The organism is Streptomyces sp. NPDC001100 (assembly GCF_053598575.1).
In genome coordinates, this window is record NZ_JBSFKO010000007.1 from 38719 (window position 1) to 59230 (window position 20512).

General features: G+C 68.8%; 21 protein-coding genes. 11 read left to right on the plus strand and 10 right to left on the minus strand.

What is annotated here, in order from left to right:
• Positions 1 to 81: 81 nt before the first annotated feature.
• Positions 82 to 1560, plus strand: a complete 1479-nt coding sequence (dnaB, locus tag ACWDEW_RS11985; RefSeq protein WP_450511983.1) for a replicative DNA helicase — start codon at positions 82 to 84, stop codon at positions 1558 to 1560.
• Positions 1561 to 1586: 26 nt separating this feature from the next.
• On the opposite strand, the gene ACWDEW_RS11990 is transcribed toward dnaB, so the two are convergent.
• Positions 1587 to 2153: a dihydrofolate reductase family protein gene (locus tag ACWDEW_RS11990; RefSeq protein WP_450511984.1), complete on the minus strand. Its 567-nt coding sequence runs from the start codon at positions 2151 to 2153 to the stop codon at positions 1587 to 1589.
• A 170-nt stretch (positions 2154 to 2323) separates the two neighbouring features.
• Between ACWDEW_RS11990 and ACWDEW_RS11995 the strand changes: the two genes are divergently transcribed.
• Positions 2324 to 3709 (plus strand): serine hydrolase domain-containing protein, encoded by a 1386-nt coding sequence (locus tag ACWDEW_RS11995; RefSeq protein ID WP_450511986.1) that lies wholly within the window; start codon positions 2324 to 2326, stop codon positions 3707 to 3709.
• Between the two features lie 74 nt (positions 3710 to 3783).
• Here the strand turns inward: ACWDEW_RS11995 and ACWDEW_RS12000 are convergent, their stop codons facing one another.
• Both ACWDEW_RS12000 and ACWDEW_RS12005 read right to left on the minus strand, forming a co-directional pair.
• On the minus strand, positions 3784 to 4239 hold the full coding sequence (locus ACWDEW_RS12000; protein ID WP_450511988.1) for an N-acetyltransferase family protein: 456 nt from the start codon (positions 4237 to 4239) through the stop codon (positions 3784 to 3786).
• A 43-nt stretch (positions 4240 to 4282) separates the two neighbouring features.
• Positions 4283 to 4741, minus strand: coding sequence for a MarR family winged helix-turn-helix transcriptional regulator (locus tag ACWDEW_RS12005; RefSeq protein ID WP_093627949.1), 459 nt, complete (start codon positions 4739 to 4741; stop codon positions 4283 to 4285).
• 141 nt (positions 4742 to 4882) lie between these two features.
• Between ACWDEW_RS12005 and ACWDEW_RS12010 the strand changes: the two genes are divergently transcribed.
• Complete coding sequence (locus ACWDEW_RS12010; protein ID WP_450511991.1) at positions 4883 to 6091, plus strand: MFS transporter; 1209 nt, start codon at positions 4883 to 4885, stop codon at positions 6089 to 6091.
• A gap of 123 nt (positions 6092 to 6214) precedes the next feature.
• On the plus strand, positions 6215 to 6637 hold the full coding sequence (locus ACWDEW_RS12015) for a GlcG/HbpS family heme-binding protein (RefSeq protein WP_200713273.1): 423 nt from the start codon (positions 6215 to 6217) through the stop codon (positions 6635 to 6637).
• 70 nt (positions 6638 to 6707) lie between these two features.
• Here the strand turns inward: ACWDEW_RS12015 and ACWDEW_RS12020 are convergent, their stop codons facing one another.
• A complete protein-coding gene (locus ACWDEW_RS12020; RefSeq protein WP_450511993.1) occupies positions 6708 to 7583 on the minus strand; it encodes a GNAT family N-acetyltransferase in 876 nt (291 codons plus the stop codon).
• Between the two features lie 194 nt (positions 7584 to 7777).
• On the opposite strand from ACWDEW_RS12020, the gene ACWDEW_RS12025 reads away from it, so the two are divergent.
• On the plus strand, positions 7778 to 8413 hold the full coding sequence (locus ACWDEW_RS12025; RefSeq protein ID WP_450511994.1) for an HAD family hydrolase: 636 nt from the start codon (positions 7778 to 7780) through the stop codon (positions 8411 to 8413).
• A 283-nt stretch (positions 8414 to 8696) separates the two neighbouring features.
• On the plus strand, positions 8697 to 10496 hold the full coding sequence (locus ACWDEW_RS12030; protein WP_450511995.1) for a globin domain-containing protein: 1800 nt from the start codon (positions 8697 to 8699) through the stop codon (positions 10494 to 10496).
• 16 nt (positions 10497 to 10512) lie between these two features.
• Here the strand turns inward: ACWDEW_RS12030 and ACWDEW_RS12035 are convergent, their stop codons facing one another.
• The 5 genes from ACWDEW_RS12035 to ACWDEW_RS12055 all read right to left on the minus strand — a co-directional run bounded on the left by ACWDEW_RS12035 (position 10513) and on the right by ACWDEW_RS12055 (position 14270).
• On the minus strand, positions 10513 to 10995 hold the full coding sequence (locus ACWDEW_RS12035) for an NUDIX domain-containing protein (RefSeq protein WP_093627954.1): 483 nt from the start codon (positions 10993 to 10995) through the stop codon (positions 10513 to 10515).
• Positions 10996 to 11106: 111 nt separating this feature from the next.
• Positions 11107 to 12012: a LysR family transcriptional regulator gene (locus ACWDEW_RS12040; RefSeq protein ID WP_450511998.1), complete on the minus strand. Its 906-nt coding sequence runs from the start codon at positions 12010 to 12012 to the stop codon at positions 11107 to 11109.
• A 228-nt stretch (positions 12013 to 12240) separates the two neighbouring features.
• Complete coding sequence (locus tag ACWDEW_RS12045; RefSeq protein ID WP_450512000.1) at positions 12241 to 13398, minus strand: cystathionine gamma-lyase; 1158 nt, start codon at positions 13396 to 13398, stop codon at positions 12241 to 12243.
• The gene (locus ACWDEW_RS12050; protein WP_450512002.1) at positions 13395 to 13886 is read right to left on the minus strand and encodes a low molecular weight protein-tyrosine-phosphatase; all 492 of its coding nucleotides are present in this window, start codon (positions 13884 to 13886) and stop codon (positions 13395 to 13397) included. Before ACWDEW_RS12050 ends, ACWDEW_RS12045 begins: the two co-directional genes overlap by 4 nt.
• A gap of 6 nt (positions 13887 to 13892) precedes the next feature.
• Entirely contained in the window at positions 13893 to 14270 is a 378-nt protein-coding gene (locus ACWDEW_RS12055; protein ID WP_381246629.1) for a phage holin family protein, read from the minus strand.
• Positions 14271 to 14318: 48 nt separating this feature from the next.
• On the opposite strand from ACWDEW_RS12055, the gene ACWDEW_RS12060 reads away from it, so the two are divergent.
• The 4 genes from ACWDEW_RS12060 (at position 14319) to ACWDEW_RS12075 (ending at position 16705) form a co-directional block, all read left to right on the plus strand.
• Positions 14319 to 14636, plus strand: coding sequence for a cupin domain-containing protein (locus ACWDEW_RS12060; protein WP_019073397.1), 318 nt, complete (start codon positions 14319 to 14321; stop codon positions 14634 to 14636).
• A 212-nt stretch (positions 14637 to 14848) separates the two neighbouring features.
• A complete protein-coding gene (locus tag ACWDEW_RS12065; protein WP_450512004.1) occupies positions 14849 to 15061 on the plus strand; it encodes a DUF5326 family protein in 213 nt (70 codons plus the stop codon).
• 198 nt (positions 15062 to 15259) lie between these two features.
• Positions 15260 to 16168: an IclR family transcriptional regulator gene (locus ACWDEW_RS12070; protein WP_450512006.1), complete on the plus strand. Its 909-nt coding sequence runs from the start codon at positions 15260 to 15262 to the stop codon at positions 16166 to 16168.
• A gap of 99 nt (positions 16169 to 16267) precedes the next feature.
• Positions 16268 to 16705: an SsgA family sporulation/cell division regulator gene (locus tag ACWDEW_RS12075; protein ID WP_450512008.1), complete on the plus strand. Its 438-nt coding sequence runs from the start codon at positions 16268 to 16270 to the stop codon at positions 16703 to 16705.
• A 205-nt stretch (positions 16706 to 16910) separates the two neighbouring features.
• Here ACWDEW_RS12075 and ACWDEW_RS12080 read toward each other — a convergent pair whose 3' ends face one another.
• Positions 16911 to 18413, minus strand: a complete 1503-nt coding sequence (locus ACWDEW_RS12080) for a YibE/F family protein (protein WP_450512010.1) — start codon at positions 18411 to 18413, stop codon at positions 16911 to 16913.
• Between the two features lie 253 nt (positions 18414 to 18666).
• On the opposite strand from ACWDEW_RS12080, the gene thiC reads away from it, so the two are divergent.
• Positions 18667 to 20505 carry a phosphomethylpyrimidine synthase ThiC gene (gene thiC, locus ACWDEW_RS12085; RefSeq protein WP_450512011.1) on the plus strand — a complete coding sequence of 613 codons (1839 nt, stop codon included), beginning with the start codon at positions 18667 to 18669 and terminating at the stop codon, positions 20503 to 20505.
• Positions 20506 to 20512 lie beyond the last annotated feature (7 nt).

Sequence of the window (20512 nt, forward strand, 5' to 3'; positions counted from 1 at the left end):
GGCGTCTCATTTGTCAGTGCCGTGCCGTAGAAATAAGGGGCACGGCGAGGTCCGCTCGGCGGACGGGAGGAGGTGGCTCGGTTGAGTATTTCCGAGCCCTTGGACGACCCGTGGGCCGACAGCGGTCCCAGTGATCGTCTGCCTGCTTCCCGACGGCGCGGTGACGGAGGCCGGGACCGCGACGAACAGCACGACCGCGGCCGGGAAGGCGGCGAGTGGGAGGGCGCGGGCTCGGCCTTCGAACGCGTACCGCCGCAGGATCTCGATGCCGAGCAGTCCGTACTCGGCGGCATGCTCCTGTCCAAGGACGCCATCGCCGATGTCGTCGAGGTCCTCAAGGGCCACGACTTCTACAAGCCCGCGCACGAGACGATCTACCAGGCGATCCTCGACGTCTACGCCAAGGGCGAGCCGGCCGACCCGATCACCATCGCCGCCGAACTCACCAAGCGCGGCGAGATCAACAAGGTCGGCGGCGCATCGTATCTGCACACGCTCGTCCAGACCGTGCCGACGGCGGCGAACGCGGAGTACTACGCCGAGATCGTCCACGAGCGGGCCGTCCTGCGCCGTCTGGTCGAGGCTGGTACACGCATCACGCAGATGGGATACGCGGCCGACGACGACGTCGACGAGATCGTCAACCGGGCCCAGGCCGAGATCTACGCGGTCACCGAGCAGCGGACCAGCGAGGACTATCTTCCGCTCGGCGACATCATGGAGGGCGCGCTCGACGAAATCGAGGCGATCGGCTCGCGCAGCGGCGAGATGACGGGTGTTCCCACCGGGTTCACGGACCTCGACTCGCTCACCAACGGTCTGCACCCGGGCCAGATGATCGTCATCGCGGCCCGTCCCGCCATGGGCAAGTCCACGCTCGCGCTGGACTTCGCGCGTGCGGCGTCGATCAAGCACAACCTGCCCAGCGTCATCTTCTCCCTCGAAATGGGGCGCAACGAGATCGCGATGCGCCTGCTGTCCGCCGAGGCGCGCGTCGCCCTGCACCACATGCGGTCCGGCACCATGACCGACGAGGACTGGACCCGGCTGGCCCGTCGGATGCCCGAAGTGTCGTCCGCACCGCTCTACATCGACGACTCACCGAACCTGTCGATGATGGAGATCCGCGCGAAGTGCCGTCGGCTCAAGCAGCGCAGCGACATCAAGCTCGTGATCATCGACTACCTGCAGCTGATGCAGGCCGGTGGCTCCAAGCGCCAGGAGAGCCGTCAGCAGGAGGTCTCGGACATGTCCCGAAACCTCAAGCTGCTGGCGAAGGAGCTGGAGGTCCCTGTGATCGCGCTCTCGCAGCTGAACCGTGGTCCCGAGCAGCGCACGGACAAGAAGCCGATGGTGTCCGACCTGCGTGAGTCCGGCTCCATCGAGCAGGACGCCGACATGGTGATCCTGCTGCACCGCGAGGACGCCTACGAGAAGGAGTCACCGCGCGCCGGCGAGGCTGACATCATCGTGGGCAAGCACCGCAACGGTCCGACGGCGACGATCACCGTGGCCTTCCAGGGCCACTACTCGCGGTTCGTGGACATGGCACAGACCTGACCGGGCGATGCGGTGGGTGCTGCTGCTCAGCGCCTCGTCTCGTACCTGGTCAGAATCACGCCGCCGGGAAACGTCCGTGTCTCCACCAAGTTCAGGTTCACCCAGTTGTCCAGCGCGGCGAAGAACGGCGTGCCGCCGCCTACCAAGACCGGCGCGGTGGCCAGCACGTACTCGTCGATCAGCCCGGCCCGCATGGCCGCCCCGGCGAGCGTCGCGCCGCCGATGTCCATCGGGCCGCCGTCCTCGGCCTTGAGCCGGGTGATCTCGGCGACCGCGTCGCCGGTGGCCAGGCGGGTGTTCCAGTCGACCTTGTCGATCGTCGAGGAGAACACCACCTTCGACATGTCCCGCCAGCGGCGCGCGAACTCGATCTCCGCCGGGGTGGCGCCCGGCTGCTGGTCGCCGGTCGGCCAGTAGGAGCTCATCGTCTGCCACAGCTTGCGCCCGTACAGCGTCAGGTCGGTCGCGTGCAACTGGTCGGACCAGAACTGGAACAGCTCGTCGCTCGGCGGTCCGCCCCAGCCGATGTCGTCGCCGGGCGCGGCGATGTAGCCGTCCAGGGTCAGGTTCATGCCGTAGATCAGTTTCCGCATGGCGCCAGCCTTCCGTGAGTCGGTCTCACGCGTACGGACCGGCGCGGCGCGGGAAACTCATCGGTATGTCATCGGCGGCGAGACCTTCCACGACCGTTGGCGACCGACCCGGTGCCGTGTCCCGGGAAATGTGCTCGACGTACGGCAGCCCCGCCGGATGGACTGGGGGCATGACGACATCTCAGGACGACTTGCTTCCCCCTACCCGCCGGGCATTGCTGCATCGGATCGCCGTGGCTCAGGCCGAGGGACGGGCACCGTCGTTGGTCGCGGCGGTGGTGCGGGACGGGCGGGCGGTGTGGCACGGAGCGCGGACCTCGGTGGACGGGCACGGGCCGGACGAGAACGTGCAGTACCGGATCGGCTCGATCACCAAGACGTTCACCGCCGTCCTGGTACTGCGGCTGCGCGACGAAGGCGTCCTCGATCTTGGCGACCCCCTGGAGAAGCATCTGCCGGGAACCGGCGCGGGGGAGGCCACCATCGCCCAACTGCTCGCGCACACAAGCGGGTTGGCGGCTGAGTCACCCGCGCCCTGGTGGGAACGGACGCCCGGCTCCCTACGCCCCGAACTCCGCGATGTGCTGGGCGAGCAGCCCCTGCTGCATCCGGTCGGCCGCCGGTTTCACTATTCGAACCCCGGATACACGCTGTTGGGCGCGCTCGTCGAGGAGCTGCGCGGCGCTCCCTGGGAGGACGTACTCCGGCGGGAAGTGCTCGAACCCCTGGGTCTCCATCGCACGAGTGCGCAGCCCCAGGCACCCCACGCGGGCGGCTGGGCGGTGCATCCCTGGGCCGACGCGCTGCTGCCGGAACCCGCCGAGGATCTCGGTCTCATGGCGCCGGCCGGGCAACTCTGGTCCACCACAGGCGACTTGGCGCGGTTCGCCGTCTTCCTGGCCAACGGTGACGACCGGGTCCTGAACGCGGAGTCCGTGCGGGAGATGCAAACCCCCGCGGCACCGGCCGAGGCGGCTGATGTCGTGGACGGCGCCGCCTACGGTCTCGGCCTCCAGATTCAGCACCGCGACGGCCGACTGCTCATCGGCCACTCCGGATCGCTGCCCGGCTTCCTGGCGAACCTCACCATCAGCCTGGAGGACGACGTCTCGGCTGTGGTGCTCGCCAACTGCACCTCCGGACCGCTGCTGTCATCGCTGGGCGCCGATCTCGTCCGTATCGTCGCCGAGGCCGAACCGAGGATTCCCGAGCCTTGGCGCCCGATGCCCGAAGTCGACGCCGCCGCACTGGAGTTGGCCGGGCAGTGGTACTGGGGTACGCACGGGTTCGCACTGCGGCTGACGGCAGATGGAAGGGCCTCCCTGGAGCCCCTGGCGGGCAAGGGCCGCCGCTCACGTTTCCGGGCCAACGGTGACGGCACCTGGACCGGCCTGGAGGGCTACTACGCCGGAGAGCTCCTACGGCCCGCGCGGCGCCCGGACGGGTCCGTCAGCCACCTGGACCTCGGATCGTTCGTCTTCACGCGTCAGCCGTACGACGAGAGCGCTTCTGTACCGGGCGGGGTGGACCCCGAGGGATGGCGGGGGATCCGTTAGCCGTGTGATGGTCGGGGAGGGGTCATGTTTCACGTGAAACATGACCCCTCCCGTGCCTGCCTGGTGCCTCGCTTTCACTTCAGAGAGAGCTTGAAGCCCACATGCGAGGCCGTGAAACCGAGCCGTTCGTAGAACCGGTGGGCGTCGGTGCGGGTGGCATCGGAGGTCAGCTGGACCAACTGGCAGCCCTGGCGGCGGGACTCGGCGATCGCCCACTCGATGAGTCGGGTGCCGAGGCCGCTGCCGCGCTCGTCCGCGTGGATGCGTACGGCCTCGATGACCGACCGCGTGGCGCCTCTGCGGGACAGGCCGGGAATGACCGTGAGCTGGAGGGTGCCGACGACGCGGCCCTCGCGGACGGCGACGACGAGATGCTGGTTGGGGTCGGCGGTCAGGCGTTCCAGCGCGGTCAGGTAGGGCGTCAGATCGTCGGGTGACTCGCGCTGGGAGCCCAGGGGGTCGTCGGCGAGCATGCCGACGATGGCGGGGACGTCTTCGGTGACCGCGGCTCGTATCTCAAGATCTCCCATGGTCACACCTTAGGTAGCGGTGTGCGGCGGGGGATCGGGCCGTCTACGCGGGCGCGTGCATCGACTCTACGACGCGGACCAGGGGAGCCAGTTCGGGGTTCCCGGCCGCCGCGTCGAGCGCTTCGCGCAGGGCGGTGTCGTTGGTGGGCCGGGCCTCTTCGAGCAGGGCGAGGCCGGCCTCGGAGACGTTGGTGTAGATGCCCCGTCGGTCGGTCGGGCACAAATACCGGGCGAGCAGACCGCGGTCCTCCAGCCGGGTGACCAGCCGAGTGGTGGCGCTCTGGCTGAGGACGACCGCGTCGGCGACCTGCCGCATCTGCAGGTGGCCCCCCTCGCCGTCGTGTTGGCGGCTGAGGACGTCGAGCAGGGAGTACTCCCGCATGCTCAGGTCGTGCTTGGCCTGCAGGGCGCGCTCGATGTGTGCCTCGATCCTCCCGTGCAGCAGGGAGAGAGCGCACCAGCCCTGGGCAAGGGCGGTGAGTGCGGGGTCTGTCGCTGTCATTGGCGTTTCCTCCGTCCCGGAGCGGCTGAACCCAGGATAGAGCACAGGTGAAATAGTCCGCGCTTGCTTATAGCCCGCGTCTGCAACTATTGTGGACGCACGCAAAGCGCTCCTGCAATCTTCTCGGAAGGGTACATCCCCATGCCTCTCGCGCTTCTGGCCCTCGCGATCGGGGCCTTCGGAATCGGAACAACCGAGTTTGTGATCATGGGTCTGCTGCCGCAGGTCGCCGGTGACTTCGGGGTCTCCATCCCCACCGCCGGGCTGCTGGTCACCGGCTACGCCCTGGGCGTGGTGATCGGCGCCCCGCTCATGACCGTGCTCGGCACCAAGGTCCCCCGCAAACGGATGCTGATGCTGCTGATGGGCTTGTTCATCGTGGGCAACCTGCTCTCCGCCGTCGCCCCCAACTTCTCGGTGATGCTGATCGGCCGTGTGGTCGCCTCGCTCGCCCACGGCGCCTTCTTCGGCATCGGCTCGGTCGTAGCGGCCGAGCTCGTCGCCCCGGACAAGAAGGCCGGAGCCATCGCGATGATGTTCACCGGGCTGACCGTCGCCAACGTCGTCGGCGTCCCGCTGGGCACCCTAGTCGGGCAGTCCGTCGGCTGGCGCGTCACCTTCGCCATCGTCGCGGGCCTCGGCGTGATCGGCCTGGCCGGTATCGCCAAGCTCGTACCCGACCTTCCCAAGCCCGAGGGCGTACAACTGCGCCACGAACTCGCGGCCTTCAAGAACACCCAGGTCCTGCTCGCCATGGTGATGACCGTCCTCGGCTTCGGCGGCGTCTTCGCGGCCATCACCTACATCGCCCCGATGATGACCCACGTTGCCGGCTTCGCCGACGGCTCCGTCACCTGGCTGCTCGTCCTCTTCGGCCTCGGCATGGTCGGCGGCAACCTCATCGGCGGCAAGTTCGCCGACCGCGCCCTGATGCCCATGCTCTACGTCTCACTCGGCGCCCTGGCCGTGGTGCTCGCGCTCTTCACGGTCACCGCGCACAACAAGATCGCGGCGGCCGTCACCATCGCCCTCATCGGCGCCCTGGGCTTCGCCACCGTGCCGCCGCTGCAGAAGCGGGTCCTGGACCAGGCGCACGGCGCCCCGACGCTTGCCTCCGCGGTGAACATCGGCGCCTTCAACCTCGGCAACGCGCTGTCCGCCTGGCTCGGCGGCATCGTCATCGCGGCCGGTCTCGGCTACACCGCCCCCAACTGGGTCGGCGCCGTCCTCGCCGCGGCCGCTCTTGTTCTGGCGATCCTCTCGGCCGCCCTGGAGCGTCGCACAGGCGCCCACGGCACGGTCGTGGCGGGCGGCCTGCCGAGCGCACAGCGGACCGCCGTCCACCACTGACCCCCTAGGGCCGGAGCGGGGAGACACGGGGCCGGGGCTGTTCCCGTGACTCCCGACCGCGCCTGCCCGTCCGATCCATCCTTCCGACACCCCCAACAGCAACACCCGCAAGGAGAAACCCTGATGAGCACCACCACCGCCGTAGCCCCGCTGACCATCCAGGACGCCGAAGCGCTCGTCGACCATGCCCGCCGTGCCGCGGAGGCCGCCGGAGTCACGGTGAGCGTCACCGTGCTGGACGCGGGCGGTCATCTGCTCGCCTTCCGGCGCGACGACCGGGCCGTGCTGATCTCAGGCGAGACCAGCACCCGCAAGGCGTACACCGCGCTTCAGCTGAACGCGGCCACCGCCGACCTCGTCGACGCGGTCCAGCCCGGAGGCCTCTTCCACACCCTGCCGACCGCGCTCGACCGACCGCTGCTGTTCATCGCGGGCGGTCTCCCCGTGCACCGCGACGGCCGGCTGATCGGAGCGATCGGGGTCGGTGGCGGCGCGCCGTCGCAGGACCACGGTTTCGCCCAGGCCGCCGTGGAGGCACTCGTCTGACGTCTGAAGACGACTGAGACGCCGGTTCCCGATCATGTCGGGAGCCGGCGTTTTCCATGCCCTGAAGACGTCAGCCGGCCGCGACCGTCAGGGGCGCGAACCGCCGTGTCCAGTCGCCGGGCAGCTCCGCGATTCCGTACGTCATGACGGAGTTGGAGGAGCGGTACTCCAGGCCGCGTTCCTTCGCCCAGGACAGCAGGTCTTCGTGGCGTGCGTCGATGTCGGTACGCAGGGGACGGTCGGTGCGGGCGGCTAGTGAGGCGAGGAGAGCCTTCGCCGTATCCGAGTCCTGTGCGATCAGCGGGCCCACGACGTGTGTGTCCATGTTGGGCCAGGCCGCCGCGTACCCGATGATCCGGCCGTTGTCCTGCGCCACCCGCAACTGGTCGGCGAAGGCGGGCAGACGGGTGATGAGGGGCGTGCGATCGGTGCCGAACACCTCCTCGTCGAGCCGGAGGATGCCGGTGATGTCCTCGGCCGTGGCTGCGCGGGTGGCGATCCGGCACTCGGGTCCGTCAGATCCATCCGGCGTGAAGTCGCCGCGCAGCGTCTCGGCTCGACCTGTCACCTTGAAGCCGAGTTCCTCGTAGAGCGGGCGTCCGTTCGGGGTCGCGTACAAGGTCAGAGGCGTGGGGCCCAGCACCGACAGGAGGTGGCGCATGAGTCGGCGCCCCACGCCCTGACGGGCATGCCGTTCGGCGACCAGGACCATGCCGATGGCGCTCAGATCCGGGCGCTCCTGCGGGCCGTACTCCGTGACGACACACGCCGCGACGAGGCCACCCTCAGGACTGTCGATGCCGTACCCCGTCCCCGCGCTGAGGAGGAAGCCCCACTTGTGTTCCTCGCGTGGCCACCCCCGGTCCTCGGAAAGGTCGGCGCAGGCGATGCGATCGCGGAGCGTCAGCCGGCGGATGGGCAGAGCGGCGAGGGAGTGAGTCGGCACGCAGGTCAGGCTGTCTGACTGCGTTGTCGGCGTCCACCCGTTTCCTGGGAGACGTACTTGCTTTTGGCCATGTCGTGGCCGACTGCACAGCACTTGTGCCGAAGCCGGATGTTTCACGTGAAACACCGGCGAACGGCGAGCATCCGGCAGGCTCGCGGAAGGTGCCACAGTTCCGCCGACTAACCTCGTGGCCCATGGCGAGACTTCATCTCTTCGACCTCGACGGCACTTTGCTGCACGGAACCAGCGCGCCCCTGGAGATCTCACGTCAGCTCGGTCTGGAAGCCGAGACGGTGAAGCTTGAACAGGAGATCTCGGCCGGACTGATCGGTCCGCCGGAGTACGCGACCCGTGTGTACGCGCTATGGGCGGATCTCACGGAGGCGCATGTTGCGGCTGCCTTTGAAGAGGCCCCTTGGTTGGCGCGGATCCGTGAAGTCTGGGCCGAGATCAGGAGCGCCGGCGAATACTGTGCCGTCGTATCGCTCTCGCCCTCCTTCTTTGTGGAAAGGCTCACAGGTTGGGGCGCGCACGCGGCACACGGATCGCTTTTCCCTGCCGTGCCCTTCACTGAGCCTTCGATGGCCTTGGGCGGAGTCCTCAGTGCAGCTGCCAAGGTGGTGATCGCGGATCGGCTCTGTGAGGAGTTCGGGGTGACGAGAGCGGACTGCGTCGCCTATGGCGACTCGATGTCGGACAAGGATCTGTTCGGCGCCGTGCCCGTCTCGGTCGCGGTGAACGCCGATCGACATCTGGCGGGCCTCGCCACCCACTCCTATGCGGGGCGGGATCTGTGGGATGCCTACGAATTGGTGCGCGGCGCCCGGTAGTTGAGGGAATTGATGGTTCGCGCCGCCCTCTGTTGGTGGGGAGGCGGGCCGGACTTGTGCGCGCATCACGGGCCGGTATGGTCGACTCCGGTTCTTGTCCGCAGCGGGGCGCCGCAGGCGAGTACTGCGGGCAATGTCACACTCTCGCCTTACTTGTCCGTACGCGGTGGGAATGCGGGTTGGATATGGCTGTATTGGCCGCTTGAACGAACGGGGAAAAGCAAGCAGTCCGCGCGGAACGCAGGCAGCTTCCGATGGAGGAAGCACGCCGACCGACCGAAAGATGTTCGAGGCGAGGCACATCATGGACGCTCCGACCACCACGTCGGCCGACAACGGCCCGTCCGGCGGCGGAGGCGGCAGTGGCGGAAGCGGCTGGTTCACCCCACGCAAGCAGCCGGAGGTGCCTCCGGGCGAAGAGCGGGAGACGACGGCGGTACGGCGTCCGGCCGTGATGCGACCGGTCCGCAGGTCCGCGGCGGCCGGCAACGAGCGCCCGCCCACAGAGAGTTCGGAGCGGCCCGCCCGGAGCGCCGAGGGCACAGCGCCGGAGCCGGAGAGCCATGGTTCGCATCCGGGCGTGCCGCCCGGCCAGGAGCGAATACCGCCGGCTGGGACCACTCCTCAGCCCTCCACCCCGGCCCAGCCTCTGCCGCCCGCGCCTCCGCAGCCCTTCGTTCCCGCTCAAGCCTCGCCGACGGCCCCTCCGCAGCCCTTCGTGCCTGCTCACACTTCGCCCCCCACACACTCGTCACCCGTCCCTCCCGCCCAGGCTCCGCCCGCCACGCCTACGGCATCCGCCATGCAGGTCCAGGGACTGTCTCCCGCGCCCTCGTCACCCTTCCCGCCCGCGCAGGTTCTGCCGCCCGAGCAGTCCGCTCCCGCACCCGCCCCGTCCGTCGCCGCGCCCGGTTCGGCCGTCGTCCGTGTACCCGCCCAGCGTTCGTCCGGCACCGTCACCGAGAACGCCTCCCCGGACGCCGTACTCATCCGCCGGACCATGGCCGAAGTCGCCCCGGTGGCCGACAAAGTCACCTCGTACTTCTACGCGCTGCTCTTCGTACGCCACCCCGAGCTGCGGTCGCTGTTCCCGGCGGCGATGGACACCCAGCGGGACCGGTTGCTGAAGGCGCTGCTCACCGCGTCCGAGCACATCGACAACACCGAGGTGCTCGTCGCGTATCTGCAGAACCTCGGCCGCGGGCACCGCAAGTACGGCACCAGGCCCGAGCACTACCCGGCCGTCGGCGAGTGCCTCATCGGCGCGCTCAACAAATACGCCTCGGCGGTCTGGGACGGGGAGACGGAGGCGGCCTGGGTCCGGGCGTACACGACGATCTCGCAGGTCATGATCGACGCAGCTGCCGCGGACGAACTGCGCGCCCCGGCCTGGTGGAACGCGGAGGTCGTCGCCCACGATCTCAGGACGCGGGACATCGCGGTCGTCACCGTCCGCCCCGACCAGCCCTACCCCTTCCTCGCCGGGCAGTACACGAGCCTGGAGACGCCCTGGTGGCCGCGGATCTGGCGGCACTACTCCTTCGCCTCGGCGCCCCGCTCGGACGGACTGCTGACCTTCCATGTGAAGGCCGTCCCGGCGGGCTGGGTCTCGAACGCGCTGGTGCACCGGGCCCGGCCCGGCGACGTCATCCGGCTCGGTCCGCCGGCCGGCTCGATGACCGTGAACCACGGCACCGACAGCGGACTGCTCTGCCTGGGCGGCGGCACCGGCATAGCGCCGATCAAGGCACTGGTCGAGGACATTGCCGAGCACGGCGAGCGGCGGCCCGTGGAGGTGTTCTACGGGGCTCGTACCGACCACGACCTCTATGACATCGACACGATGCTCCGGCTCCAGCAGTCGTATCCATGGCTCACGGTCCGGACGGTCGTCGACCAGCAGGCGCACCTCCAACTCCCGGACGCCATAAGGACGTACGGGCCGTGGAGTGGCTACGACGCCTATGTCTCGGGCCCGCCCGGAATGATCCGCAGCGGTGTCGACGCTCTGAAGGACGTCGGTATCCCGGCGGAGCGCATACGGCACGACTCGGTCGAGGAACTGGTGGCCGCCGGGGACTGACCCGGTGCCGAAGAGCTCAGCCGAGGTCGGGTGCGTGCATCGCGCGGACGCCTTCGATGTTGCCGTCCAGATAGTGCCGTAGGGACAGGGGCACGAGATGGACGGACGCGATGCCTACCCGGGTGAACGGGACTCTGACGATCTCGTACTCGCCGAGGGGTGCATCCACTTCGGGGCCGTGGCGCAGCGCCGGGTCCATGGACTCCAGGTGGCAGACGAAGAAGTGCTGGACCTTGACGCCGGTCGCCGTGGCGTCCGCGCCGATGTGCTCGACGGTGTCCACGAAGCAGGGAACCACGTCAGTGATCTTGGCGCCGAGCTCCTCGTACACCTCTCGGTGCAGGGCATCGACGACGGTGGTGTCCTCGGGCTCGACCCCGCCACCGGGCGTGACCCAGTAGGGATCTACACCGGGCTTGGTGCGCTTGATCAGGATCAGGTCGTCGCCGTCGAGGAGGACGGCACGTGCGGTGCGCTTGACCACGGGTCGGACGGTCATGGGAGAAATGTGGCCCGGCTGGTTCCACGTGAAACATCGCGAAACGTCACCTCGGCGGTTCAGAGCGTGACATTCGACGCCGTCGACGCGAAGCGACAGCAAAGTACCTGGTCAGCCCCATCCGGTGGCCGCACGGTGCAGCCACTCGTGGGCCCGGGCGATGTGCGGCATCGCAAGAGTTCCGGTCCGTACGACGAGGAAATACGTCCGCAGGGGCGGCACGGCCGGTTCGTGGAGCGGGACAACCTCGCCGCGTTCCAGTGCCGGGACGCACAGATAGCGGGGCAGTACCGCGAGTCCGGCGCCCGCGCTCGCGCAGGCGAGCACCGCGCGCAGGTCCGGCACGATGACGGTGCCCGGGGCTGCCGGACGGGAGTCGAAGACGGACGCCCAGTACCGGGAGACGAAGGGCAGCGACTCGTGGACCTCGATCAGGGGGAGGCCGTCCAGAGCGGGCGCGTCCTTGGGGTCCGCGTTCACGGAGCCGATCTGCTCGGCCCAGCGCGGAGCGGCGACGAGTATGTGCTCCTCGTCGCAGAGCGTTGTCGCCGTGAGGAGGGCGCCCCGCGGACGGGCCGTGCTGATGGCCAGATCATGATGTCCGGCGGCCAGCCCCTCCAGGGTTTCCTCGGCATTCCCGAAGGACGCGCGCAGTGCGAACGGCTGGCCGTCGTCGCCGGTCAGCTCCGTGAGCGCGGGCAGCGCCCGCTCGGCGGTGAACTCGGGGGGCCCGGCGAGATGCAGGGTCCGCAAGGAGGAGTCGTTGTCGGGGCCGGTCTCGGCTATCTCCACGAGGGCGTCGAGATGCGGCGCGGCCTTGTGCGCGAGTTCGTCGCCCATGGTCGTGGGGGTGACACCACGGGCCTGGCGCAGGAACAAGGGGCGGCCCAGCTGCCGTTCCAGGGTGCGGATCTGGGACGTCACCGCGGGCTGGGAGAGACCGAGCAGGGCTGCGGCGCGGGTGAAGGAGCCGGCCCGGTGCACGGTCACGAAGGTGCGCAGCAAGGCCAGATCCATGGCACGCACTCTCCTTTCCCCGCCCTTCTTCCGGCCCCGGGCAGGGCCCAACTATAAATAAGTCGATAGGTCTCTGTCGCTACTGTGATTGGACACTGACACAGAGTCAACTAGCCTTGTGCGCGCGGTTCTTCGCGCGCAGAACCGAGGACGGTCCGAGCCACGAGGGGGGAGGCTCGGACCGTCCGTTGTGCGCAGCAGGACACCGACCGGCGATACGTAAAGCGGTCACCGCGCCGACTCGTCCAGCGCACGCAGCACATCGGCCACCAGGTCCTCGGGATCCTCGGCGCCCACCGAGAAGCGAACGAAGCCCTCGGGCACCGCGTCCCCGCCCCAGCGTCCCCGGCGTTCGGCGGTCGACCTCACCCCGCCGAAACTCGTCGCGTCGTCCACGAGTCGCAGCGCGTCGAGAAAACGCTCGGCACGCGCGCGCGTGGGCAACGTGAACGAAACCACACACCCGTAGCGCCGCATCTGCCGCGAGGCGACCTTGTGCGAGGGATCGTCGGGCAGCCCCGGATAACGCAGCCCCGTCACGTCGTCCCGCCCCCGCAGGGCCTCGGCGAGGATCAGCGCGGTGGCGTCCTGCCGGTCCACACGCAGCTGGAGCGTGGCGATCGAGCGGTGCGCGAGCCAGGCCTCCATGGGTCCGGGAATCGCGCCGACGATCTTGCGCCAACGGCGTACGGCGGTCATCGCGGCGGCGTCGGTTCCGGCGACGTATCCGAGAAGGAGGTCCCCGTGCCCGCTGAGCTGCTTGGTCCCGCTCGCCACGGTGAAGTCGGCGTCGAGTTCCAGCGGGCGCTGTCCCAGGGGTGTGGCGAGGGTGTTGTCGACGGCCACGAGGGCGCCACGCGCGTGTGCCGCCTCGACGAGCCTGCGGATGTCGCACACGTCGAGCCCGGGGTTCGAGGGGGTCTCGATCCACAGCAGCTTCGCGCCGTCGAGGAGGTCGAGCTGGGCGTCCCCGCCGGTCGGCGCGGTGCGCACCTCGATGCCGTACGCCTCCAACTGGGCGCGCACCAGGGGTAGTACCTGATAGCCGTCGTTCGGCAGTACGGCCGTGTCGCCGGCGCGCAGCTGGGAGAAGAGCACCGCCGAGATGGCGGCCATCCCGGAGGCGAACACGAGGGTTTCGACATCGCTCCGCCCGGGTGCCTCCAGCTCGCCGATGGCGCGCTCCAGGTGGGTCCAGGTCGGGTTGTCGTCACGGCCGTAGCTGTACGGGCCCGTCACCTCGCCCGGGAGGTGGAAGTGCGCGGCGAACACCGGTCCGGGGAGCGTCGGCTCGTATTTGACCATCTCGGGCAGACCGGCCCGCACCGCGCGCGTGCCGTCCCCGGTGCCGTCTCCGACGCTTGCGTCTGCGGCGGAATCACTCATATCGCTCGTCCTTCCACTTCCTCGCGTACCGCGGCGAGCAGGCCCTCGCTCGCCGCCTCCACCATCTCAAGGCATTCCTCGAAGCCGTCCAGACCCCCGTAGTACGGGTCCGGCACGTCGAGGTCGTCGTTTGCGGCGGGGTCGTAGGAGCGCAGCAGGTGGACCTTCCCGGCGTCCTGCTCGGTCGGGGCGAGGCGGCGCAGGGTCTTGCGGTGGCCGGAGTCGAGGGCGATGACGAGGTCCAGGCGGGCGAACCAGGAGGCCTGGAACTGGCGTGCGACATGGTCGGTCCCGTAGCCGTGCTCGGCCAGGACGGCGACGGCGCGCGGGTCGGCGCCGTCGCCCTCGTGCCAGCCGCCCGTGCCCGCGCTCTCGACCTCGACCCGATCGCCGAGCCCGGCCTCTTCCACCCGCGCGCGGAAGACCGATTCGGCCATCGGGGAGCGGCAGATGTTGCCGGTGCAGACGAAGCTGACGCGGTAGGTCATCGCGCCTCAGTCCCCGTCGGGGAGGGCGAGGTTGAGCGCCCAGGAGACGACCGAGATGATCAGGCCGCCCAGGACGGCGGTCCAGAAGCCGTCGACGTGGAAACTCAGGTCGAGCTTGTCGGCCAGCCACGAGGTGAGCAGCAGCATCAGCGCGTTGACCACCAGGGTGATCAGACCGAGCGTCAGGATGAACAGCGGGAAGGTCAGCAACTTGACGATCGGCTTCACGAGGAAGTTGACCAGGCCGAACACAACGGCGACGAGGAGCAGGGTCCAGACCTTCTTGAAGGTGCTGTCGCCGGTCAGGGTGATCTTGTCGAGCAGCCATACGGCCACCGCCAGGGCGCCCGCGTTGGCGATCGTCTTGACTAGAAAATTCTTCATGTGTCTGATCGTGACAGAAGAGATCGACTCCGAGTGTGGACGAGGGCGATGAAGGCATTCCGGTTGGACGAACTGGAGGCGGAGCGTGCCGCCAACGACGGCGCATACCTGCAGTTCCTGCGCGAGAAGAACATGTCGGTCGGCCTCTACGCGCTCGACGCCGGCGATCACGACCGGCAGCAACCGCACAACCAGGACGAGGTGTACTTCGTCGTGAGCGGCCGCGCCGCGATCACCGTCGGCATGGAGACCACCCAGGTGGCGCGCGGCAGCGTGGTCTATGTGCCGGCCGGGGTGGCCCACAAGTTCCACCACATCAGCGAGGACCTGCGGGTGCTGGTGGTGTTCTCGCCGCCGGAGGCCTGAGCCTCCGCAAGCCCGGCTCTCCACCGGAAGCCTGACCCGCGTCTCAGGGTTCCCTAGGGGAACGGTCAGGGGAGGACAAGGGATGCGAGGCCCCCGTTCTGCCGTCGGCCGCCCTAGCATCGAGTGCAGAACATCAGAGGTCCGGCACAGCAGCGCCGGACACCGACGGGACCCGGTACGAGCGACGGGCGGAGAGGTAAAGGACGAGGGCGATGCGAGAGATCTTCGGTGGACTGCCGTGGTGGGTGAAGTGGGTCGCGGTGCCGGTCATCGCCCTGGTCGTCTTCGGCGGGCTGATAGCGACCGTCGTGGGCTTTGTCATCGGACTGCTCTTCAAGGCGCTGGTCTTCGTGGCGCTCGTCGGCGGACTGATCTACGTCGTGCGGAAGTTCACGGCGGGTTCCTCCTCACGCAGCGAGTGGTGAGGTCCTGCCGGGCAACCGGTGATCGGTAACAGGAATCACCGGTTCCCTCGGGCGGGGGAAGTTTTCCGGACGGGCCGTCCGCGGGCGGTGGCGGGCGGTTACAGTCCGGAATTCGACGCGGGGACGAACCCCGCGGGCGGCGCACCCCCTCTCCGTGTTCCCCGCACGGGCTGCCCCCTCGCGCTCCGGAAGTGACCCTTGGCCACGGTTGACACCGCACCCGTAGAACAGCACGCACCCCCCACCCAGCCCGGCCCGCCGACCTGGCCGAGTTCGGTGGCGGTCCCCGCACAGCTGCGTCCCGTGGCGGCCCCGCCGCGGCAGCGCTCCGCGACGGCACCCGAGCCCCCGCCCCAGCCCGCCGCCACCCTCATCGGCTCCGTCCAGCGGGCGATGCGGCTGCTGGAGTCCGTCGCCGCGCACGAACACGGCGCCCCCGCGAAGCAGTTGGCCCGCGAGACCGGCCTCGCGCTTCCCACGGCGTACCACCTGCTGCGCACCCTCGTATACGAGGGCTATCTCCGCCGTGACAGAGGGTTGTTCTTCCTCGGTGAGGCGGCCGAGAGGCTGAGCAGCAGCGGGGCGCAGGAGAAACGTCGCAGCACGCTCGTGGACGCGTTGGCGGCCTGGCGGGATTCGATCGGTGTGCCGGTCTACTACGCGATGTACCGCGAGGGCGAGATCGAGGTCATGTGCGTCTCCGACAGCCCCGGCAATCCGGCGGTCGAGGAGTGGGCCGACTTCCGTGAGACGGGGCACGCGCACGCGATCGGCCAGTGTCTGCTCGCCCAGCTGGACGAGGACGCCAGGCGCGACCACCTCGACCGCTACCCCGTGCGCTCCCTCACGCCGTACACCGTGCGGGACGGTCACTCCCTGCTGCGGCGCCTGGAGCGGATGCGGCGGATGGAGCTGGTGGTGGAGCGTCAGGAGTACGCGCTGGGGACGGTCTGCGCGGCGATTCCGATCACGCTCGGCAGTACGGCCGCCACGATGGCCATTTCTCTTCCCTTGCATCAGGCCGACCGTCTGCCGGCCGCTGCCCGGGAGTTGCAGACCGAGGTCGGCAGGCTGCTGGGGTCCCTCGCACTCTCTATCAGTATCTGAAAACTTACTCCTTGTGATCTGTTGTGTACGTTCAGCAATATTCCTTCAGTGTCACGGGGATCATTCCCAGCCAGTCGGCGGCAATTGACGGGATAGGCGATGCGCGAGTCCGTACAGGCAGAGGTCATGATGAGCTTCCTCGTCTCCGAGGAGCTCTCCTTCCGTATCCCGGTCGAACTGGGCTACGAGACGCGCGATCCGTACGCCGTACGGCTGACCTTCCACTTGCCGGGCGATGCCCCGGTGACCTGGGCCTTCGGCCGGGAGCTACTGATCGACGGGGTGGGCCGGGCGTCCGGGGACGGTGATGTCCGGATCGAGCCCGTCGATCCCGAGACGCTGGGCGAAGTGCTGATCAGGCTTCAGGTGGGCGGCGACCAGGCGCTGTTCCGCACCGGTGCGGCCCCGCTCGTGGCGTTCCTCGACCGCACCGACCGGCTGGTTCCGCTCGGTCAGGAGGGTGCGCTCGCGGATTTCGACGCTCACCTCGACGAGGCACTGGACCGCATCCTGGCGGAGGAGCAGAGCGCCGGCTGAAGCGTTGCCATGGCGGTGGGGGGAGTTGGCGTAACGCTTCACCAAGGGGCCCGAAGCCCCTGGAGGCATCTGTGGCGCCCTGGAGGTCTGCGGGGCCGCGAGGGGGCGGAGCTCTTCCGGAGAACCCCGGGAAGGGGCCCTGGGATCGCAGGAACGCTTCTGCGTGGCTCCGTGCGGCGGTTCTCGCCGCTCTCGGTGCCTGCCCTCAGTGCTTGCGGCGGCGGCCCTTGCCGCCGCGCGCCGGCGCCGGCTTGGCATCGGGCGCTCCCGTGGGCCTGCCACCCGGCGCCACCGTGGCCGATGCAGCAGCCCCCGCCGGAGCCGTTTCGCGTCCCGGTCGGTCCGCCGAGACCACCAGGGCCGCGAGCAACGTGGTGACCGGCACCGAGGCGACCAGGCCGATCGAGCCCACCAGCGTGCGCACGATCTCCTCGGCGACCAACTCGCTGTTGGCCACCGACCCCACGCTGCTCTGCGCGATGGAGAAGAGCAGCAGCAACGGCAGGGCGGCGCCCGCGTACGCGAGAACGAGCGTGTTGACCACGGATGCGATGTGGTCGCGGCCGATCCGGATACCGGCGCGGTACAGCCCGCGCCAGCCCATCGCCGGGTTGGCCTCGTGCAGTTCCCAGACCGCCGAGGTCTGCGTGACCGTCACATCGTCGAGCACACCGAGCGAACCGATGATGACGCCGGCGAGCAGCAGACCACTCATGTCGATCGACGGGTACAGCCCGTGGATCAGGCCCGTGTTGTCGTCAGTGTTGCCGGTGAGCGCGGCCCAGCCGATGAACCCCGAACCCAGGACACCGATCAGCACCAGCGACATCAGCGTGCCGAGCACCGCCACGGACGTACGGGCCGACAGCCCGTGGCACATGTAGAGAGCGATCAGCATGATGGCGCTCGACCCGACCACCGCCACGATCAGCGGGTTCGAGCCGTGCAGGATCGCAGGCAGGATGAAGAAGTTCAGGATCATGAAGCTGATGGCCAGCGCGATCAGGGCCATGACGCCACGCAACCGGCCCACCACCACGACGGCCAGTGCGAAGATCCCGGCGAGCAGCGCCATCGGGAACTTCCGGTTCACATCGGTCACCGAGTACTGCAGATCCCTGGGCGCGGAGGGCTCGTAGGCGACCACGACCTTCTCGCCCTGGTGCAACTGCCGTGACTGGTCGGGCTGCACGATCTCCGTGAACGTACGGCCCTTGTCCTTGCCGGTGCTGACCGTGACCGTGGCCTTCTTGCAGGTGCCGCCCGCCTCCTGCTGCGCCGAGGAGCCCTCGGCCGTGGAGGTGTCCCCGGTCGAGCCCCCGCCCGAGGCGTTCACCGAGGCGCAGCTCACGCTGACGACCTTGGTGACCGTCGCCTGCTGCGTCTGCCGGTCGAAGCCGACGCCGGTGCGCTTGTGCGACGGGGCGCCGCCGGGCCACAGCACCACCATGCCGACCACGACCGCCACCGTGAACGGGATCAGGATCGCCGCGATGACCTTCCGGAGGTGACGGGAGACGGGGGCGGCGGGGCCGTGACTGTGCGAGTGACCGTGCCCACCACCCGCGCCGGCACCGTGCCCGCCGTCGCCACCGGAGCTGTGGTCGTCCCCGGACCCGGAACCACGGTCGCCTTCGGGACCGTGGCCGTGGGCATGGCCGTGCGGCGGCCCGGTCGGCGGGTACGGAGGCTGCTGCGTCGTGGTCACCGCCCGATCATCGCAAGAACGCCGGAGGCCCACTGTTCAGCGCGCCACATATGACGCTAGCGTGGAGGCACCTTTGCACACGCGGGAGCTCGGAGCACCGGGCTGAGAGGGCGCTGACCTCCGTCTCTGCGATGTTTCACGGGAAACGTCACCTGAAGTGAGTGATGTTTCACATGAAACATCGACTGATGGAAGCCGCTGCGTCGACCGCCGAACCTGTTACCGGGTAATGCCGGCGTAGGGAGTAGGTCTCATGACCAACAAGGACGCACGCACGCCTGCCTTCAGCCAGGACGAACAGTCCATTCCGGGCGGGGAGTTCGCGCGGGCCGAGCAGCCGACGGAGGCTGGGGAGCCCCCTGCGGCCGGGAAGTCCGTCGGCTGGCACAAGGGGTATGTCGAGGGCTCGCGCCCCGATCTGCGGGTGCCGGTCCGGCAGGTGCACCTCACCAACGGACAGTCCGTGACGCTGTACGACACCTCCGGTCCGTACACCGATCCGCTCGTCGACACCGACGTCCGCAGGGGGCTGGCGCCGCTGCGGGAGAACTGGATCATCGCCCGGGGCGACACCGAGGAGTACGCGGGCCGCCCCGTCCGCCCCGAGGACGACGGAATCAAGCACACGTCACCGCGCGGCGGACTCCGCAACCTCGACGCGGTGTTCCCGGGCCGCCCGCGGCAGCCGCGCCGAGGGCGTGAGGGGACGGCGGTGACTCAACTCGCCTACGCGCGACGGGGCGAGATCACGCCCGAGATGGAGTTCGTGGCCGTGCGGGAGAAGGTCTCGCCCGAGGTGGTCCGCGAGGAGATCGCTGCGGGGCGTGCGGTGCTGCCGGCCAACGTCAACCATCCCGAGATCGAGCCGATGATCATCGGCAAGCGGTTCCTGGTGAAGGTCAACGCCAACATCGGCAATTCCGCGGTCACTTCCTCCATCGAGGAGGAGGTCGAGAAGATGACCTGGGCGACCCGCTGGGGCGCCGACACGGTCATGGACCTGTCCACCGGCCGCAACATCCACACCACCCGCGAGTGGGTGCTGCGCAACTCCCCCGTCCCCATCGGCACCGTGCCGCTCTACCAGGCGCTCGAAAAGGTCGACGGCCGTGCCGAGGAGTTGACCTGGGAGATCTACAAGGACACGGTCGTCGAACAGGCCGAACAGGGCGTGGACTACATGACCGTCCACGCGGGCGTACGGCTGCCGTTCGTACCGCTGACGGCGAACCGCAAGACCGGCATCGTCTCGCGCGGCGGCTCGATCATGGCGGCCTGGTGCCTGGCACACCACAAGGAATCGTTCCTCTACGAGAACTTCGAGGAGCTCTGCGAGATCCTCGCCGCCTACGACGTCACGTACTCGCTGGGCGACGGTCTGCGGCCGGGGTCGATCGCGGACGCCAACGACGAGGCGCAGTTCGCCGAGTTGAGGACGCTCGGGGAACTCAACACGATCGCGAAGCGTTTCAACGTACAGACCATGATCGAGGGCCCGGGACATGTCCCGATGCACAAGATCAAGGAGAACATCGACCTTCAGCAGGAGATCTGTGATGAAGCTCCGTTCTATACGCTCGGCCCGCTGACGACGGACGTCGCGCCTGCGTACGACCACATCACTTCCGGCATCGGTGCCGCGATGATTGCCTGGTGGGGCACGGCCATGCTCTGTTATGTCACGCCCAAGGAGCACTTGGGCCTGCCCAATCGTGACGACGTCAAGACCGGCGTCATCACCTACAAGATCGCCGCCCACGCAGCCGACCTCGCCAAGGGGCACCCAGGTGCACAGGAGTGGGACGACGCGCTGTCCGACGCCCGCTTCGAGTTCCGCTGGGAGGACCAGTTCAACCTGGCCCTCGACCCGGTCACGGCACGGGAGTTCCACGACGAGACGCTGCCGGCGGAGCCGGCCAAGACGGCGCACTTCTGCTCGATGTGCGGGCCGAAGTTCTGCTCGATGAAGATCTCCCAGGACATCCGCCGTGAACACGGCAGCACCAAGGCGGAGGTCGAGGAGGGCATGGCGCGGAAGTCGAAGGAGTTCGCGGCGGCGGGGAACCGGGTGTACCTGCCGATCGCCGACTGACGACGGC